Annotated in this window: 14 protein-coding genes and 1 pseudogene; 4 read left to right on the top strand and 11 right to left on the bottom strand. The window is 38.6% G+C overall.

What is annotated here, in order from left to right:
- Window positions 1-64 precede the first annotated feature (64 nt).
- Window positions 65-658: a tetratricopeptide repeat protein gene (locus MSWHS_RS18105; RefSeq protein WP_048130099.1), complete on the bottom strand. Its 594-nt coding sequence runs from the start codon at window positions 656-658 to the stop codon at window positions 65-67.
- 265 nt (window positions 659-923) lie between these two features.
- Between MSWHS_RS18105 and MSWHS_RS18110 the strand changes: the two genes are divergently transcribed.
- Window positions 924-1,760 (top strand): class I SAM-dependent methyltransferase, encoded by an 837-nt coding sequence (locus MSWHS_RS18110; RefSeq protein ID WP_048159507.1) that lies wholly within the window; start codon window positions 924-926, stop codon window positions 1,758-1,760.
- 53 nt (window positions 1,761-1,813) lie between these two features.
- Here the strand turns inward: MSWHS_RS18110 and MSWHS_RS20775 are convergent.
- The 10 genes and pseudogenes from MSWHS_RS20775 to MSWHS_RS18155 form a co-directional block, all read right to left on the bottom strand.
- Window positions 1,814-1,927: pseudogene (locus MSWHS_RS20775) on the bottom strand (IS5/IS1182 family transposase); the annotation flags it as partial.
- 1,804 nt (window positions 1,928-3,731) lie between these two features.
- A complete protein-coding gene (locus MSWHS_RS18115; protein WP_048130103.1) occupies window positions 3,732-4,187 on the bottom strand; it encodes a hypothetical protein in 456 nt (151 codons plus the stop codon).
- Window positions 4,188-5,254: 1,067 nt separating this feature from the next.
- Window positions 5,255-6,079 (bottom strand): metal ABC transporter permease, encoded by an 825-nt coding sequence (locus MSWHS_RS18120; RefSeq protein ID WP_048130104.1) that lies wholly within the window; start codon window positions 6,077-6,079, stop codon window positions 5,255-5,257.
- A gap of 47 nt (window positions 6,080-6,126) precedes the next feature.
- The gene (locus MSWHS_RS18125) at window positions 6,127-6,891 is read right to left on the bottom strand and encodes a metal ABC transporter ATP-binding protein (protein WP_048130105.1); all 765 of its coding nucleotides are present in this window, start codon (window positions 6,889-6,891) and stop codon (window positions 6,127-6,129) included.
- An 82-nt stretch (window positions 6,892-6,973) separates the two neighbouring features.
- Entirely contained in the window at window positions 6,974-7,957 is a 984-nt protein-coding gene (locus MSWHS_RS18130; RefSeq protein ID WP_048130106.1) for a metal ABC transporter solute-binding protein, Zn/Mn family, read from the bottom strand.
- Between the two features lie 207 nt (window positions 7,958-8,164).
- Window positions 8,165-8,614: a metal-dependent transcriptional regulator gene (locus MSWHS_RS18135; protein ID WP_048130750.1), complete on the bottom strand. Its 450-nt coding sequence runs from the start codon at window positions 8,612-8,614 to the stop codon at window positions 8,165-8,167.
- 186 nt (window positions 8,615-8,800) lie between these two features.
- The gene (locus tag MSWHS_RS18140; protein ID WP_048130107.1) at window positions 8,801-10,186 is read right to left on the bottom strand and encodes a GntP family permease; all 1,386 of its coding nucleotides are present in this window, start codon (window positions 10,184-10,186) and stop codon (window positions 8,801-8,803) included.
- Between the two features lie 92 nt (window positions 10,187-10,278).
- Window positions 10,279-10,863, bottom strand: a complete 585-nt coding sequence (locus MSWHS_RS18145) for a chemotaxis protein CheW (RefSeq protein ID WP_048159508.1) — start codon at window positions 10,861-10,863, stop codon at window positions 10,279-10,281.
- 251 nt (window positions 10,864-11,114) lie between these two features.
- Window positions 11,115-13,214 carry a methyl-accepting chemotaxis protein gene (locus MSWHS_RS18150; protein ID WP_231585518.1) on the bottom strand — a complete coding sequence of 700 codons (2,100 nt, stop codon included), beginning with the start codon at window positions 13,212-13,214 and terminating at the stop codon, window positions 11,115-11,117.
- Between the two features lie 236 nt (window positions 13,215-13,450).
- A complete protein-coding gene (locus MSWHS_RS18155) occupies window positions 13,451-13,873 on the bottom strand; it encodes a response regulator (protein WP_231585519.1) in 423 nt (140 codons plus the stop codon).
- A 1,322-nt stretch (window positions 13,874-15,195) separates the two neighbouring features.
- Here MSWHS_RS18155 and MSWHS_RS18160 point away from each other — a divergent pair.
- The 3 genes from MSWHS_RS18160 (at window position 15,196) to MSWHS_RS18170 (ending at window position 19,286) form a co-directional block, all read left to right on the top strand.
- Entirely contained in the window at window positions 15,196-15,561 is a 366-nt protein-coding gene (locus MSWHS_RS18160) for a response regulator (protein ID WP_048130109.1), read from the top strand.
- A gap of 224 nt (window positions 15,562-15,785) precedes the next feature.
- A complete protein-coding gene (locus tag MSWHS_RS18165; RefSeq protein WP_048159689.1) occupies window positions 15,786-16,937 on the top strand; it encodes a chemotaxis response regulator protein-glutamate methylesterase in 1,152 nt (383 codons plus the stop codon).
- A 255-nt stretch (window positions 16,938-17,192) separates the two neighbouring features.
- Window positions 17,193-19,286: a chemotaxis protein CheA gene (locus tag MSWHS_RS18170; protein ID WP_048159509.1), complete on the top strand. Its 2,094-nt coding sequence runs from the start codon at window positions 17,193-17,195 to the stop codon at window positions 19,284-19,286.
- The last annotated feature ends 464 nt before the right edge of the window (window positions 19,287-19,750 follow it).

The following is a 19,750-nucleotide window of genomic DNA, read 5'->3' on the forward strand; positions in this document are numbered from 1 at the left end:
GACTCCTATCCAGAGGTTGCATCATAAGTATTTGAGCCAAATTCGAAATCCATTGATTTTCAGCTTATTTATTCTTCAGATCACCTTTACGTAAACCTCTGCGGATATCAGCCGCCTCCGTATAAACTACACAAGCTTCATCTTTCTGCCCCCTGCTGGAAAGCAAATTACCCATGCTATCTTTGACCTTTGCCAGAGAAGAAAGATACTGTGTATTTTCGGGATCAGCCACAAGCAGCTTTTCATAAAGCCCAAGTGCCTGGTTAAACCTTGTTTCTGCTTCTCCCGTTTGTCCGAACCGGAAAAAGAGCTTTCCGATCTTGTCCTCATTTGATGCCGACCATTCGGTAAGAACAGGATCTGCATTGCCTCCTTCTGCATCATCGTTGGCTTCAAACAGCTTTATGACCTGGAGAGACTTTTCAAAATATCTCAGGGATCTTTCGAAGTCTTCCAGGTCTGAAAAGACACTCCCTGCCATGCTGTAAATAGGGATAAGAATCTCGGGTTTTCTGGCTGTTAGGGCAAAGTGCTCGGCCCAGACAAGGAAGTCAAGGGCTTTTTCGAAATCCCTATGGGTGTAAAGATCAAAAGCTTGCTGGAGTAATTCTAACGGATCTTCTGACAAATCCGGAGATTTTGAGGTATCTGGTTGCATTTTGTTTCCTTGCCATTAAGAAGAATTTTTTGGTATAAATATAAAAAAAATAAAAAGGAAGTTGTTTTAATCAGATATAAGAACATTTATTAAGATTTGCCTGCAATTTAACATACAATCCGCTATTATTTAACTCATGTTTTCCGAGTATTCAATAAACATCTTATGAAGATCAATAAACATCTTTTGAAGATCAATAAGCATCTTTTGAAGATCAATAAACATCTTTTGAAGATCAATAAACATCTTCTCTGGAGATGATTCCATGACCTCTTCCGGTTCAGTTTTCAACAACCTTCCTTCCCGTTACGACACTCTCCAAAAACAATGCCTCCCAAACTGGCAGACCTTCTTCGCCACAGTAATCGAATTTATCCCTGAATCAATCTCAGAATCAATCCCTGAATCAATTCCTGAATCAATCTCCAAATTGATTCCCGAGTCAATTCCTGAAGAAACAGAAAGAAAGAAGGAAAAGAAGAACCGGGAAATCGAGATCCTCGAACTTGGGAGCGGAACCGGTTTTCTTACAAGCCTGATAAGGAAAAAAAGACCCGATGCCAGAATCACCTGCATCGACAGGAACTCGGAAATGCTGGCTGTGGCAAAGGAGAAACCAGAGCTGCAGAAGAACGTCACGTTCATTGAGGGGGATATTCTGGAAGAGTGTGAAAAATGGAAGGAAAAGCCCGGATGGCAAAAAAAATCTGGGTGGAAAGAAAATCCGGAGATAAAAGGAAAGTTTGATGCCGTGGTTTCCACACAATGCCTTTTCTCCCTTCCCCCAGATGCAAAAACCAGGATTTTCAGGCGGATTTATGAGGCTCTCAAGCCGGATGGGAGGTTTATTGAAGGAGACATCTTCAGGCCCGAGAGTGAGTGGGAAGAGGAGATTTACAGAGCTCACTGGAAACGGTACATGGTTGAGCAAGAACTCACCGTTCAAGAAGCAGAAGAAATGCTGGGAACGTTTGAAGATGTGCGGGAGAAAATCGATACTCCAGAGAAGTTCAGGAAGAGACTCGAAGAAGCAGGATTTAAGTGGGTTTTCTGCCCTTACTGGTACGAGATGTACGCTATTTTTGTAGGCAACATAACCTAACTTTGACAGTTTCCACTATTTTTAACTTTACATTTCGACCCCCCTTAAAAATGAATGCCCATCCTTGTGAGAATTTGCCTGCAAGATCTCATATCAAAAACGTTTAATATTTCGGATAACAACTTCCATCTGAAATCTTCGTTTAGTGGAATAAGAGGAGCTTTCATAATATATCGCAAGATGAGGATTTTACATCCTTTTCAATGAAATTTACGGTTTTTTAAGGCTCTAATTAGATTTTAGATAAAAAATAAGATTTATTTCTTTGGGGAAAACTATTATCTGGTTTAATTAGCGGAAAAAAAAATGGAAAAAATAGGTTCCAGTTAAATAGTAAGTTTAAGAGGGCCCTATATTATAAGAATGTCCATATAAAACAACGAAGAGCCAATTTTTATTTTCAATCCAAAGAGATATTCAAGAAAAATATGATCTTTTTTGGTTTATTTCAAAGAGTAGCAAACCAGAAAAAGAGATAAAAGTATTTTTTCCCGGGGGTTAGTTTTAGAAGGCTTCATGATGAATTTAAGAACTGGATACAGACTCATCAAAACCCATATTTTTAATACGAAAGTTATTTTAGAAAACGTTAAACGTTAAAAACAAAGAGATGCGAAAATCATTGAATGAACAAAACTAAAAAAATCTACGTATCGAATTGATGGTAGGCATCTGTTTTGTAATGCCGTTTTTTAATCCCCGTTTTTCAAGGATTCCGTTTTTGTGCCTTTTTTAAAAGATACCGTTTTTCAAGATACCGTTTTTCAAGATACCGTTTTTCAAGTACCGTTTTTCAAGATATCGTTTTTCAAGATACCGTTTTTCAAGATATCGTTTTTCAAGATACCGTTTTTCAAGATACCGTTTTTCAAGTACCGTTTTTCAAGATATCGTTTTTCAAGATATCGTTTTTCAAGATATCGTTTTTCAAGATATCGTTTTTCAAGATATCGTTTTTCAAGATATCGTTTTTCAAGATACCGTTTTTTATGTATCGTTTTTCAAGATACCGTTTTTTATGTATCGTTTTTCAAGACACCGTTTTTCAAGATATCGTTTTTTATGTATCGTTTTTCAAGATACCGTTTTTTATGTATCGTTTTTCAAGACACCGTTTTTCAAGATATCGTTTTTTTTACAGATGCCTTGAACTCCAAATATCTTTCACTAAATATAAGACTACGGTTGTACTGAAAATTGAATATAAATTTCCAGCGGTACTGTAATTCTCCAGTAAGTTGGAGACCAAAATCCTGCATTCTCCAAGTCGACATAAGAAATTAGAATATACCTCATGATGCCGTTTTAGAACCATAGATAACCATATGTTGTGATTAAAGTTGGTTAACAGTTGGATCAACTCCCACAACACACATAAGCACTGAACAATTTTTTCTTTAAAGATTAGTATGAGAAATTATGTTTGAACTATATGTAAACCTAACAGCTACACACAATTATAGAGCATTATTTCAAAATCACAATCATTAAAAATTGTCATAAAGGTAGAAAATATTAGTGATCCCACATTCCGCAGTATTTTTTCAAAAATCAATATTTTCTTTGATAGCGTTTTTGAAACAAATCAAATTAATTTGGACTTTTAATGGAACTTGGTGAAAATTGAATGATATCATTTTTTTGTCTCTATGATACACCATATAGCTGCTTTACCTCCTGCATAAAAGTCCAATAAATCCATGTTTTATTGAAAATCGATAATTGAAAATCGATAGCAGGAAAAATTGTAAATATGCAAAAATTTACTGCGGAAAGTGGGGTGATTGGTAAATAGATTCAAAAGTCAACTTTTGTGAACCTACCTCGGAATCGCAGTACAGTGGTATTTCACAAAACTCAGGTTTGTAAAACTTAGATTTGACAAAATTTTAGACATTGGAAAAAAAAGAAATGTTGAAAAAGTGAAATACAATAGAAAAAGAATAGAAAAAAAGTAGGGCTGCCTGAGGATTAAATGTCAACTAAGGGCAGCTGTCTTCTGAGGTCTGGCAAATAACCTTCTCTGTGGAGGGCAATTTTATAATCACTTATTGATCTGCATACCTTGTGTGTATATTTTATGCAGTCGGTACCAACTTCACCTTTAAACAGCAGCTTTTCTGTCTTTTCTATGAATTCCGGATAGGTAAATAACAGTTCTTCTCTGGTGTGCAGGAAAAGGGCTGTAAAGTCCCTATGGATACCCATGCTTCTTTTAAGCAACTCAACGTTGAGGTGACCCTCAGAGAGGTAGCTGTTGAATTTCACAAACGTATAAAAGTCTGCGATGTTCTGATTTAAGGAGTTTAGAATTGAATATAGCACATTATCTGTTTCCGGAAGAGGGATATCCGGAAGATTGAGGTTTTCACCTTCAAAGGTTTCGTTTTCTTCAATATTTTGATCCTGGGTTGTCTCGCGGTCCATTTTATCACCCTGGTATGACGTTTTATATATAAGTTTTTTTATATAAAGAAGTGGATCTGGCTGTTTCCACTTTATAGTAACAGAACCAGTCTTTTATTTCTTTTAGGTGGCTTTCGGATACACCTGCTAGCTTGATATGGTGGCGGCACAAGTGTATAGTTGTACATCGAGGTGAGATCTCTCTATGCAGGCTCTTAACCTGTCGCAAATGCATCGCTTCCCCACTAGAAACGGCTTTGTGGCATCTCACACGGTGCTGTGGACTCCGTTTTTGAATTCCGTTTTTGAATTCCATTTTTGGATTTCTCTTTTGGATTTCGTTTTTGGATTCCTTTTCAATACTAAATTATCCCAGGAATGCTGACCTTAAAATCCTGGTCTAGTATAAAAAAAAACTTGATTTACAATTAGGTTTCTTGCATTTTACTATATATAAAATTATGTCTTAATAAAACTATTCAAATATAATTTTGTAGAAGGTAAAATTTAGTTCTGCCAAAAAACCTACTTAAGTACATTATATATTGAAGAGTGCTAGAATATATACCTGAGGAATAATTCAAATATAATATCAATAGGTTTTGTTGCCAAGAATGATTGTTGGAGGACCTGGAATTATAGATCGATTCCCAAACTGAAAATTAGAAGTTATAGTTTTATCATTCCTGAACTTTCAGATCTGAACCTTATACCTGAGTTCTGTAGATTATCTGAGTTCTGTAGATTATCTGAGTTCTGTAGATTATCTGAGTTCTGTAGATTATCTGAGTTCTGTAGATTATCTGAGTTCTGTAGATTATCTGAGTTCTGTAGATTATCTGAGTTCTGTAGATTATCTGAGTTCTGTAGATTATCTGAGTTCTGTAGATTATCTGAGTTCTGTAGATTATCTGAGTTCTGTAGATTATCTGAGTTCTGTAGGTTTTAATTGATCCCGGAAAAAATTAATTTCTGCACTTTAATTGATTTTTGAACTTTTAGTGAACAGGTTTAACCGTTCACTAAATGCACTCATGATAGAGGTGCCGACAGGTTCAAAAAAGCTTTAAAAACTAAACTGCATAGTTTCAACCCTTCAAAACGCGTCTGCTCTCAAGAATATCCATCCCAAAAGCTACAAATCCATATACCAGACTCAGTACAAGAATAATAGTGGCTCCCGATGGAACATCCAGAGCATAGGAAAGGCCTATTCCGGTAACACTGATAACGGTCCCGAAGGCAGTGGAGATAAGCATCATTCGCTTCAGGTTATTGGTGAATTTGCGGCTCAGGGTGGCAGGAATTGTCAGGAGGGCGATCACAAGAATAATTCCCACGACTTTTATAAGGACAACAATTGTAAGGGCAATAATACAGAGCAAGAAAAGGTAGAGCTTTTCGGTAGGAACGCCCTGTACAGTTGTGAACTCTTCGTCAAAGCATAAAGAGAGAAATTCCTTATAGAACAGATAGACTGCACCCACTATTACTATATCAAGACCAAGCATCAGGTACAGGTCAAATCGGGGAACTGTAAGGATATTTCCAAAGAGGTAAGTCATCAGATCCGGGGCATATCCGGGAGTAAGATAGACAAAAATAACTCCCAGGGCCATTCCAAGAGACCAGAGAATGCCTATTGCACTGTCTTCCGGGATTTTAGATTTCTTGCTTACGGTACCCATGACAAGAGCGGATAGCAGGCTGAAAGGAAGAACTCCGAGCATGGGGTTGATTCCTAAATAATAGCCAAGCCCGACACCTCCGAAAGAAGCATGGGCAATCCCCCCGCTGATGAAAACGATCTTTTTAACAACAACAAAGGCACCTATGACTCCACAGGCAACGCTTGCAAGGATTGCGGCTATAAGGGCGTTCTGGATAAAAGTATATTGCAGAAGCTCAAACATTTTTTTTCTCCTTGAGAGACACTGTTTTTCAAACCTAACCCTTGACTTCAGGAACTCTCTTTGTGCTTTTCCAGCACTCTATGAGGCACTCCATGAGCAATCAGTTCGACAGGACACTGGTAGGTGGCTTCCAGGTCCTCAACCGGGATTTCCTTAGAGTTATGGTAGTGGAGCGTGCGGTTCAGGCAGGCTATCCTGTCCACGTAGACAGAAACTGCACTGAGGTCATGTGTGACCATAATGATTGCCATTTCATGCTTGAGCCTGTTCAGAAGCCTGTAGAGTTCGTCCTGCATGTGAGGATCAAGCCCGGAATTGGGTTCGTCCAGAAGCAGGAGTTTGGGGTTAGTTGCAAGAGCCCTGGCAATAAAAACCCTCTGCCGCTGCCCGCCAGAGAGCTGGCCTATCTGCCGGTCCTTAAGGTCGAACATCTCCACTGTCCTCAGAGCCTCTTCAGCGGCCTTTTTGTCTTCTTCACTGTACTTTTTCAGAAAACCCGTATGGCTCATCCTGCCTGTCAGGACGACTTCCCAGACACTGATAGGAAAATCAAAGTCAAAACCTTTATACTGAGGGACATACCCTACAAGGTCTCTGCTTTTTTCCGGAAGCTTCCCAAAAAGTTTCACGCTGCCTTTATACGGCTTCAAGAGCCCGAGGAGCACTTTGAGAAATGTAGTCTTTCCTCCACCATTAGGTCCAATAATCCCAAGCAGCCCGTTGGGCTCTTTTAATTCCAGATTTACTGCCTCAAGGATTGTCTGGTTTCCGTAGCGAACCCAGACGTCCTCTAGCTCTATAACATTCTCCATTGCTCTTCCTTCAGACTATCGTTTTTATCTTACCCCGAATTAGGTTCTTTTTATATTTAGATATAGAACCTGAATGCTAATTTTACACAAGGTTTCTGGAAAAGATATCGGATACGTTGTCCATGTTTGCAATGTAATCTTTTGCAAGAGGGTCAACAGCCACAACTTCCCCGCCAATTTCTTGAGCTACGACGTCTGCACTTCGCGGGTTGAACTGAGTCTGGACAAAGATAACTTTGACTTTCTTTTCCTTTGCAAGATCCACAAGCTTCGCGAGATCCCTCGCACTTGGCTCTTTTCCTTCAACCTCAACAGGAATCATAGTAAGCCCGTACTCCGCGGCAAAATATCCCCAGGATGGATGATAAACCATGAAATTTCTTTCTTCACGTCCTTCCAGCTTTTCCTGAATCCTCGAATCCAGAGCGTCCAGCTCTTCAAGGTAAGCATCTCTATTCTGGGTATAGTAAGCTTCATTTTCAGGATCGAGTTCTACAAGCCCTTCATAAATATCTTCAACCATCATCTTTGCGTTTTCAGGTGATGTCCAGATATGGGGGTCCAGTTTTTCATGGTCTTCGTCAATTTTGTTTTCATCCCCAGCTTCAAGTGATTCGTTATGTTCTGCTTCTCCTTCGTGATCGTGCTCAGCAAGTTTCCTTAGTTCAATTCCTTTAGAACAATTTACAATAAGAGTGCCACTATCCATGGACTCGAAATTGTCAATCCAAACTTCCTCAAAAGGCATACCAACCCCAACTGTTACTAGCATCTTTGCTTTACTTATTTCCTGGACTTCCTTTGGAGAAGGTTCATAGGTATGAGGATCTGCCCCAGATGGGACTATAACAACAGTTTTTACATTATCTCCTCCGACCTTTTCTGCAAATTCAGCTAGGGGAAGAATACTTACGGCAACTGTTATGGGCTCGCCCATTCCTGATATTTCAGTTTTCTGTTCTGTACTCCCATTATCCCTGGAATCGCCAGAATCTGTACAACCGCTGATAAAAATGCTCAGACCAACAATCAAAAGTACTAATATAGGTATGATTTTTAATTTCATAATTAAACTCCTGTTTTTTCACTTTCATTTTTACTTCATTGCTTCAATTAGCTTCAATACTGGAGGGGACTGAAATAAGGTTGATATTAAGACAAATTTGGCATATGCCCAAAGATTTGAATTATATACAAGATTTTTTGGAGTTGACCCAACTTTGACTCAAAACCGGATCAAAGGTTTTATTCAACCCTTCATTCATACTGGCAATCAATGATAATGCCCCTCATGAATGCATTTCTCGTGGCTGATTGCTCCACATACGCCGATCATCGGATGGCCCATCGAGTTGCAGATTTTGTTTACCGCATCCCTGGAAACAAAAGCTTCAAATCGGGAAACTTCAGCACATGCTTCCTCCGCCGATAGACCGTAATGAGTAAAGAGAAGACTCAAAATCCTGTGCCTCCGAACAAGAAATTCTGCATATGCTGCCCCCATTTCTGTCAGGTCTACCCCCCTGTATGGAATATGGTTTAGATAGCCAGCTGCTGCAAGTTCATTTAAGGTTTTGCTTGTTGTTGAAGGGTCAACCTGCAGGTTGGAAGAAATTTCAGTGGTTTTTACAGTGCTTCTTTTTTCAAGAATAAACTTGAGATAATCTGCCTTTCTCGGAGAGAGTTCAAGGCCCGTAAACTCAGAATAATTCTGCTCACTCATATAGATAAATATAAAAAACTGGTATATATTGTTTGTCGTATACCAAATTATAACGTTATATTTGTAGTGTATCAAACTTGGAGAAAACCGGAATGGTCCTCCGACAAAAATAAAAAGCATTGAAATCCGAGGAATTAAGTTCCAGTATAAAAAGATGACACTAGTGAAACTAGCAGCATGAAAAATTCAGTAGAAGAAAATATATACCCCGGAAACCAGCAGGAAGCTTATCACGCCCATCAGAGCGCCCCCAAGAGTATTTGCCCTGAAAACCTCGGAGGGGTCAAGTTCTGCCAGTTCTCCAAAAATCCAGAAGAATGGATCGTTAACATGCGAAATCATGAAGGTGCCTGAAGCCATTGCAAGGATCAGAATCTCCGCAGGAAGTCCAAGTTCCGGAACCATAGGAAGCAAAAGAGATGGTGCAACAAGCATTGTTACCACCCTTGACCCCTGCACGGTTTGAAGGGCTACTGCAACAAGAAAAGGAACAAGGATATGAGGAAGGTTAATCTGCAGGAAAAACCTGCCAAGAGCTTCTCCTGCCCCTGTCATGGCAAGAGTTGCACCAAGAGCTCCTCCCCCACATAGGTCGAGCAGGACAACACCACTTCTCCTTACTGCTTTTTCGACCAGGGTCCTGACCATTTCAAACTCCAGTGCTCTGCTGGAAAAAATGGCGAGAAGAACTCCTATAAGGAGTGCAACATTTGGGTTTCCCAGAAAAGCAAACAGAGGGTTGGGATTCTCAAAGCCAGCCTGGAAAAGGATAAGAAGCAAAGGAAGAAAGATTGGTGCATAAGTTTCAAACCTGCCTGGCTTTCCAGTGTCTTTTCTCTGCACTCCATCTTTTCCTTGAACTTCGATACCTTTTTCCTGTACTATTCCTGCCTCCTTCTTTTGTGGATCTTCTGTAATCTCTGTAGATCCTGGGTGAGCTTGAACCTGATTCTCGTTTTCAGAAACTCTGGAGTTTTCAGTTTTCCCCAATCTTCTGGCGTAAAGATAACCCGCAGTAGAAGTAGGAATAGCGATAAAAAATCCCAAAAGAATGAGTGTATCCGTATTTGCTGAAAGTTCTTCTGCTGCCGAAATAATAACAGGGGATGGATATACCAGATTAAATGAGGCAACCGCCCCGAGTGCAAGTGCAGTTGCAGTGGAAATGGGGGGGTAATTAAGCTTGGTAGCCAACTCTTTTGCTATCGGAATAAAGATGACATAAGCAAGGATATAGCACATCATTGGCACGGAAAAAAGAAAACCAAGGAAGTTCAGGGCAAGCAGAGGATTTCTGGAAAAACGCATAATGTCAGAAGCTATTAAAGACATTCCACCGGTCTTCTGGAGTAGAAGTCCGATGATACTACCACTGGTGATAATGATAGCAAAACGGGAAAAAACATTTCCAAGTCCCTCAGTTACCGCTTCGACTGCCCCCATGGGTTCTCCTGCAAGCACACCTATAAAAAAAGATACAAGGACAAGGCTAAGGAAAGGATGAAGCCTGAATTTTGCTGTAAGAAGCAGTATGGATATAAGGGCGAAAAGGAAAATAAGGACAGGGTGCATAACATCTAAATCTAAAATCTTTTGAAGTTATAAACAATAAATTATAACAATAAATTATCGACAATAGAGAGTTTTCATCAGTCACATCCTACTTATAACATATAAATATTCTCCTCAGGAAGCTGATCAGAAGAAGAGGAGGAAGAAGAGGAGGAAGAAGAGGAGGAAGAAGAGGAGGAAGAAGAAAGCTGGCTAAGTTCGTCAATTTCCTCTTCTCCAAGTACCCTTGCAAGGTTCAGGAGGATAAGAAGTCTGTTCCCTTTTTTCCCGACTCCGGTCAGATATTCTGCATTAATTTTCGATTTAATCATATCTGGAGTCGGTTCAACAGAAGAAATAGGCAGTTTCAACACCCCACTTACGGAGTTTACAAGCATGCCTATCATTGTATCTCGAACTTCCACTATAATAATTCTAGACAGGCTGTCCCTTTCTTTGGAGCTGAAACCAAGGCGCCTGTTGAGATCTATTACTACAATAATTTTTCCGCGCAGGTTAATTAATCCCTTTACACATTCAGGAGCCTGAGGAACACGGGTGATTTTTGAAACTGGGATGATTTCGGAGACCTGCATGATATCAACCCCGAATTCTTCTCCTGACAGTTCAAAAACCACTAACTGAAGCGATTCTTTTGGAAGTGTAGAATCTTCCTTTATTACTGTTTCCTCAAACATTTCAATCCCTCAGGCCAATTTAAGGATTTTAACCCGCTATATTTAACCAATCATATTTAGTCAATCATATTTAGTCAATCATATTTAGTCAATCATATTTAGTCAATCATATTTAGTCAATCATATTTAGTCAATCATATTTAGTCAATCATATTTAGTCAATCATATTTAGTCAATCATATTTAGTCAATCATATTTAGCCAATCATATTTAACCGACCGCATTTAACCAACAGTATCAACCAACCATATTTAGTCAGAAATATTTTCGGGCTCTCCTTTTGAATTGCCAAGTCTGAATTTTTCAGTGACTTTTTTCATCTTTTCCCCAAGCAAAGAGAGATCATTCGCCATGCTTGCAAGCTCAGACATTGAAGCACTCTGTTCTTCAAGAGCTGCCGCAGTTTCCTGGGTTCCTGCAGCGGACTGCTCCGATATAGAGGATATATCTTCCAGAGTAGAGGTAATTTCTTCAATAGATGCAGACTGTTCTTCTGTAGCAGCTGCAACGTCCTCTATCATATTTGTGATTTCATTGATTGTGGGGACGATTCCTGTAACCATCTCAACCTCTTCACTAACCGATACTGAACCGTTCTTTACGTTCTTTTTACTTGCTTCTATGCTTTCTACGGTATCGCTGATACTATCCCTGATCTCATCAATCAGCCTGGAAATATTTTTGGCTGCGCTTCCGGATTCTTCGGCAAGTTTGCGGACTTCATCGGCTACAACAGAGAATCCTTTACCGTGTTCACCTGCCCGTGCAGCTTCAATTGCGGCATTCAGTGCAAGCATATTGGTCTGGTCTGCAATTCTGGTTATCAGAGTTATGATCTCATTGATCTGCTGAGACTTGGAGTCAAGTTCCTTGATAACAACTTCAGTTTCATCAACAGAAGAACTGATAAGATTCATCTTAAACAGGACATCTCTGGAAACATTTCCGATACTATGAACAGTATCATTCACCAGGTTTGTACTTTTAGAAACTTTCTGGGTGTTATCCGCAATTTCCTGAATATTGTGGGTCATATCCTGCATTGCATGAGTTATATCAACAATTTTTGTGCTCTGCACCTCTGCCCCGTTAGAGATTTCAGCTGCGGTTTCTGAAATTCTCCTTGATGCAGATGCCACTTCTTCAGAAGATGCAGACAATTCTTCCGAAAGTGTGGCAAGGTGAAGTGAACCTCCCTGAATTTCTTTAATCAAACTGCGCAGGTGCTCAACCATTGCTTTAAAAGCCTCTGAAAGCTGGAAGATCTCACTTCTCGAAGAACCTTTAATATTAACATCAAGGTCTCCTTCAGAGATCTTATCAGCAGCTTCAAGCAGTTCGTAGATAGGCCTTTTATAGATGTTCAAAATCACAAAAACAAGTAAAGCACCAATAAGCATTGAAATAAAAGTTACCAGAAAGATCTTATTTATGGAGTTCGAGATCAGTGTATACAATTTTGTTTTCTGGTCAACACGGGCATCTGTAGTTACTTCTCCAACCTGTGCAGCTATATCCATCATATTTATCTCTGCACTCGCTTTTCTTTCTTCCAGAACCTTAAACTGCTCGAAACCGGCCTGGATATTTTTTGCACTTGTAAGTATTTCCTTTCCTGCGGCAATATTTTCCGGCCTTTGCATTCGCCCGTTTAAATCCGTAGAAAGTTCAATGATATCTTCCATGAAAGTATCGAAATTATCTACATATTCCTGATCAGGGTTCATATCATAATTCCGATATTCATTTCTGGCTTTCATTGTCAATACAATGATCTTCTGAGCGCTCTCGGCATTGGAAAATTTTTTCTCGAGAGTTTCATTTGAATAGCCAGCTTCAAACTCCTCCCTGTACTGGATCATCTGGTTTCTAGAAAGCTCATCTGCGTTTGTTATTAGAATTTCACTATATACAGTCAGATTAGCTCTTACATCTGCCTGTTCGTCATCTGCTTCAACATATCGGTTAAAAGCGTCCTCAAACTCACTTGAAGCTGCAAGAACGAAATCCATCCGATCGCGGTTCACAGGATCAAGATAGCCTATGTATATTTCTTTGGATATCGCTGCCTGTGTGGGCACAAAGCTAAGATAATAATAAACTTCTTCTTTATCAGAGGGCTCACCGTGAATAATGTACCTTTCTTCCGCTTGCATAGCGTCCTGCATGTTATTCATGATAAAAGTCATATTCTGGATAGCACGACTCTTCTCCTCAACTTCGTTCATTCCTTGATAACTTACATAACCCACAAAAAAGATCAAAATAAGGAGAAAGGCAAATCCTATCACCACATGCCCTATCTTTGTGCTTTTGTACATCTTTTTCACCCGTGCTTCCAGATTCTTCACCTTTGTGCCCTTTCTATTCTGCAGCCGAACTACAACCCATTGTCAGTGCCTGTTGAAAAGGACAGAAATATATAAACATATAAACACCTGCAAAGGTCTTTATCCAGATTTCCCAACTAGTACTCAATATAGATTATTAAGAATTCATAAATTTTCTGATTCTTAAAGAATAATAACCCCAAATAATAGGAGAACCAGAGTTTCGGCATTTATCAAGAATACTCCTTCTGGAGATATTATTCTGAAAAATACAGTGAAGAACTCGCCACTGTAAGAAACTCTTTCACCTGGGATCCAAAAATATCAAAATTTATGGGTTTGGAAAGGACAGCATAACATCCGGCTTTAAGGAATTCTTGTTTACTTTCAGGATCACAATGTCCTGTAATGGCAACCACTTTTATGCTTCGTGTATCAGGGTTGCACTTTATCCGTTGAAGCAGTTCAAGACCATGCATCTTTGGAAGTTCCATATCCATCAGTACAAGATCAACTTTGACCTTACTGAGAACTTCCAGCGCTTCAAAGCCATTTTTTGCCTTTTTCGGCTCATATCCGTAAGATTTCAAAAGGTCAGCTTCAACAACAAGATTAAGCAGGTTATCCTCAACGATCAGGATTTCAGGCATTTGATCATCAGGCATTTGATCATCAGGCATTTGATCAGCTCCAGTGCTTGCCGGAAGAATTCTCTGAATGAGATTCTTCTTATAAAGGTGCTGTTTTTACTGAGATATTATTCTTATAGGGGGTATTTTTGAAAAATATTTTACCATAGGAAACAATAAACGGCTTAATTACATGAAATATTTTATCATTACTCATCGTAGTAAAAATCTTATTATCACTCATCGTAGTAAAAATCCTATTATTACTCATCGAATCTTATTATCACTCATCGTAGTAAAAATCCTATTATTACTCATCGAATCTTATTATTACTCATCGAATCCCATTATTACTCATCGAATCCTATTATTACTCATCGTAGTAAAAATCCTATTATTACCCATCGTAGTAAAAATTTTAGTAAATACCCTTATAAATTTTCTATTGCAAACAAATTTTATTTAAATTTCACATCTTTTGACATAATTAGTAAGATTTGAAGACAAATCAGTTGGAATTTACATGCTGGTACTTAAACATTTACAACTAAATTCTAATACCAAATAGAGTGAATTTAAATGACAAAAAGAAGACATTCAGTCTCCAGTGTTGATCTTTAACATAACGATATAGCAGATAGCAGTAAATTACCCGGCTTAATAAAGATAATATGAATTCCTGTAGAATATAAAGTTATTTGTTAAGATATATACCACTATATGAATATATAAACAGATGATAAAAATATCCATTTTTTATTTGGATGTGTTTCCAGAAAAAGTTGATTCTACGTAGGATATGAAAACAAGTGCCTTAAAAGCGTTCAAAATTATTCTGTGCAGTAGCAGACCCTGACAATATAAATAGGATTTTTAAAACTTAACAAACCTTTAAAAATATTGTGTTAAAATGCAAACATCCCGCAATTGAGACGAGTTTAAAGCTACATAAATTACTAAAGACAATTAAATAAGTTTAATATAGCAGGACTCTCATGTATTTTTTTACATAAACATGAAAAACTTACGTTAACAACTTACGTTAACAACATACGTTAACAACATACGTTAACAACTTACGTTAACAACTTACGTTAACAACTTACATTAACAACTTACGCTAACAACATACGTTAACAACATACGCTAACAACATACGTTAACAACATACGCTAACAACATACGTTAACAACATACGTTAACATAATATATACTCTGATTTTTAAAAGATGAAATTGTAAGGTAAAGTAAGGTAACTTCAGAGCAGTTCCAAAAGGGCAGTTCCAGATATACAGTCGAACAAATACCATCACATAAGACATTGTCACAAAGATATTATCACTTACTTAATAAAAATAAAAGAAGGTAAATAGATGGCAAGAGTAATGATCGTGGACGATGCCGAATTTATGCGGATGGTAATCAAAGACATTCTTTTAAAGCACGGACACGAGGTGGTTGCTGAGGTCGGTGATGGGGAAGAAGCAATTCAGACCTACCTAGAGGTAAAACCTGACCTCGTGCTAATGGACATAATAATGCCAAATATGGATGGGAAAGAGGCATTGAAAAAACTTCTTTTAATGGACCCTGATGCAAAAGTTGTAATGTGCTCTTCTCTTGGGCAGCAGGCTCTGATAACGGAATCGATAAAAATAGGTGCCATGGGTTTCATAGTAAAACCTTTTGAGTCCAATAGTATGCTGGATGTAATCAAAAAAATTGCTGAACCAAATTAACTGAAGAGCTTTAAATAAAACGTTCGATTCTGAATTAACTATCCGAATTTTAGATTAAATATCTTATTTCTGTAGTAAGTACTCAATTACTGGATTAAACAGTTAGTTTCTGGATTGCAGAAATGAGTTCTGGACCAAGAAAGACTGAATCGAAATACTTGAGTTTACTTGAGTTAAATAAAAACAATTTTTAAATAAAACGATTCAACAAAAAAGTGCTTGAAATGACTATCTGCGCACTCATAGTAGATGATTCTGCTTTAATTCGCAAAGTTCTCTCCGATATTCTCAGTGAAGACCAGAAGATCAGGGTTATCGGAACGGCAGTCAACGGAAAAGATGGTCTTGAAAAAGTCAAGAAACTTAGGCCCGATGTAGTACTTCTGGACAATGTAATGCCCGTTCTTGACGGCCTTAAGACTCTTGCCCGTATCATGAAAGAATATCCGACTCCTGTAGTTATAGTGTCAGCTCTGGGGGAAAGAGCTGAAGAGATTACCCTTACAGCTTTTGAATATGGAGCAGTGGATGTGATCGAAAAGCCCTCAGGTATTCTCAGTCAGAACATGCCTGAAATGGCAGAGGAAATTTGCAGGAAAGTCAGGACAGCTTCAAAAGCTAACCTTAAAAACCTGGAATGCATGCGAGATTTAGAACCCTGGAATCCAGAGAAAGAGGAGAAGAAAGAGGAGAAGAAAGAGGAGAAGAAAGGGGAGGAGAAAGAGGAGAAGAAAGGGGAGGAGAAAGAGGAGAAGAAAGGGGAGAAGAAAAAGAACCGGGAAAAAGTAACCTCTGTAAGAAATGTACTGGCAATAGGCGCATCCACAGGAGGTCCAAGGGCCCTGGAAAAACTTATAGGCTCACTCCCCGCTGAGATTCCAGCTGCAGTTCTTGTAGTACAGCACATGCCTCCGGGATTTACAGCATCTCTTTCTAAAAGGCTTGATGCAAAGTCAGCCCTCAGGGTAAGAGAGGCACAGGAAGGGGATATAGTAGAAGAGGGAACTGTGCTTATAGCCCCGGGTAATTATCATATGGAAATTGTACGAAATAAAGTAAACGGCCATGAAGAAGAAGTAGTACATCTATCCTGCAGCCCAAAAGAATTGGGATCCAGACCTTCAGTAAATGTCCTTTTCAGATCACTTGCCCCGGTTTACGGCTCCAGAGCTATTTCCCTTGTCCTTACAGGAATGAACTGTGATGGAGCAGATGGAGCTGAAGAAATTAAAAAAATGGGGGGCAAAGTAATCGCAGAAGCCCGGAGTTCATGTGTGGTATACGGAATGCCCGGAGAGATTGTAAGACGAAACCTGGCAGACTTCGTGCTCCCTCTGGACAGGATGGCTGAAGAAATTATCAGAATAGTAAAATAAAGTTAAAGATAAAATATCTTTTATTTACCGCAAGATTAGCCGGAAAAAGCAAATCAGCCGGAAAAAGCAAATCAGCCGGAAAAAGCAAATTAGCCGGAAAAAGCAAATCAGCCGGAAAAGTAAAAAGTAGAAATAAAACAAAAAACAAAGTAAAAAGAGAAAAAAACAAAAAAAGAGTACAGAGATAAGGAAAAATTTTTAAAATTTTTCGGAAATTCAGATACCTCTCAGGACTATAAAAGGCAGGGAAAAATCATGGATATGTCAAAATATATAGACATTTTCAGGTCGGAATCTGAAAAATATATTAAAGAAATGAGTGATTCCCTGCTGGCGCTTGAACTGGATCCTGAAAATGTCGAGCAGATGAATGTAATGTTCCGTGCAGCCCATACTTTCAAAGGCATGGCTGCAACCATGGGATTCAGGCAGATTGTTGAACTAACACATGAGATGGAAAGCCTGATTGACAGGTTCCGGACAGGACGGCTGATTCTTGATTCTTCTTTAATTGATATTCTCTTCGAATGTCTGGATGCTCTGGAGGAACTTGTTGAAAATGTTTGCAAGGGCATGGAAAGTAAAACCGAAGAGAAAAAAAAAGATAGAAGTGAAAGTAATAAGTCTCATCCCGATACCGGGGAAGTTCTGAAAACTCTCAGGACTATAAATAATCCCTTAGAAGAAGTTGTCCCTCGAAAAATTGAATCCGAACCCTTTTCTGCAGACAAAAAAATAAAGGAAAAAGTCGAGAAAAAAGAAGTAGAAAAAGAAGTAGAAAAAGAAGTAGAAAAAGAAGTAGAAAAAGAAGTAGAAAAAGAAGTAGAAAAAGAAGTAGAAAAAGAAGTAGAAAAAGAAGTAGAAAAAGAAGTAGAAAAAGAAGTAGAAGCAGAAGTGGAAGAAGAAAAGGAAACAAACGAAAAAAAAGAAGATAAAAAAGAGACAGAAGAGGGAAAAGAGAAAAAGGAAGAGGGGAAAGAGAAAAAGGAAGAGGGGAAAGAGAAAAAGGAAGAGGAGAAAGAGAAAAAGGAAGAGGAGAAAGAGAAAAAGGAAGAGGGGAAAGAGAAAGGAAGAAGGGAAGAAGAGGAAGAAGAAAAGCAGCTCGAAAGTATAAATGAAGAACTAAATGAAAAAAAAAGGGGTACTGCTTCTGAACAGGATTTTAAAGTAAAGGGTGTACAAAGCTTAAAAATACAGAATTCAAAGATACAGAGTTCAAGGATCAGCACGGAACAGTTAGACAAGCTGATGAATCTTGTGGGTGAACTCATAATTAACAGGAGCAGGGTAAAAGAGCTTACAGGGGAATCTAAATCAAAGGATCTTGAGCTTGCACTTTCCGAATTCAAGAAACTAACAAGGGAACTTCAGGAAGAAGTGTTAGAGATCAGAATGGTTCCTCTGGATCATATAACCAATATTTTTCCCAGGATGATAAGGGATCTTGCAAGGGCACAAAATAAAAAAATTAACTTTGTAATCAGGGGAAAAGAAATCAAACTCGATAGAGCTATTATGGAAGAAATCGGAGACCCTCTGGTGCACCTGTTAAGAAACGCAGTGGACCATGGAATAGAAACTCCCGAAAAGCGTGTGAAACTCGGGAAAGAGGAAACCGGTACTATAATGATTACGGCTTCAAAGCAGCAAAATTATGTTCTTATCAAAATAGAAGATGATGGAAGAGGAATAAACACAGAAAAAATCCGCAAAGCTGCATTGAAAAAAGGACTTATTTCAAGAGAGGAAACTGAACAGCTTTCGGAAAGAGAAGCAATACAGCTGATTTTTGCACCGGGACTCAGTACTGCCAGCATGGTCACCGATCTTTCAGGCAGGGGAATTGGAATGGATGTTGTAAAGAACCGGATTGAACGTCTGGGAGGGTCTGTAAAAGTGGAATCAAAACCCGGATCTGGTTCAATGTTCGAACTGAAGCTGCCCATAACAATTGCTCTTTATCAGGCTATGCTTGTAAAGGTCGGCATGGAAAGGTACGCAATTCCTTTCACCAGCATAGTAAAAAATATCTCAGTCAGGAAAGAAGAAGTCCGGCATATCAGGGGTGAAGAGGTTATTGTGATAAACGAAAAAGCGCTCCCTCTCTTGAGATTGCGTAAGTTGTTTCAATTGCCTGCTGCCCAGAGAGAAGAAAACTTAGTCGTTGTTATAGTGGAGAAAGCCGGACAATCAATAGGAATCGTTGTAGATGCACTGCTTGGAAAGCAGGAAGTGATTATAAAAAATTTTAAAAGCCGGCTGCTGGAAAAAACCCGGGGATTTGCAGGAGCAACAATTATGGGAGACGGGAGTGTCATTTTAATTCTTGATGTTAACTCCATAATCTAAAATCTTAATTCAAGAGACTAATAGTGCCAGTAATAATCTTCAATTTTAATTCTTGATGTTAACTCCATAATCTAAAATCTTAATTCAAGAGACTAATAGTGCCAGTAATAATCTTCATCAGAGAAATTACAGGTGAAAAGAAAATCAAAGTTGTGTTGGCGCACCCCGCTGAAAGCAACGGGGTATGTTCGCACCACCGCTCAAAATTCCGTTAAAGAAGACAATACTCCTAAACAATTTAGTTTGAGCAGAAGTAACAACCAAAAAATGGAATAACAACCAAAAAATGGAATAACAACCAAAAAATGGAATAACAACCAAAAAATGGAATAACAACCAAAAAAATGGAATTGATAAATCATATTATCATTAATGGTTACTGGGGAAGTTTTCCATCCCTACAGCAAGCTAGCGGGGTATTCGACTGAAGTAAAAATGGGATAAGTGAATGAAGAATCAAGGTG

The sequence above is a fragment of the Methanosarcina sp. WWM596 genome, assembly GCF_000969965.1.
Taxonomy (GTDB): domain Archaea; phylum Halobacteriota; class Methanosarcinia; order Methanosarcinales; family Methanosarcinaceae; genus Methanosarcina.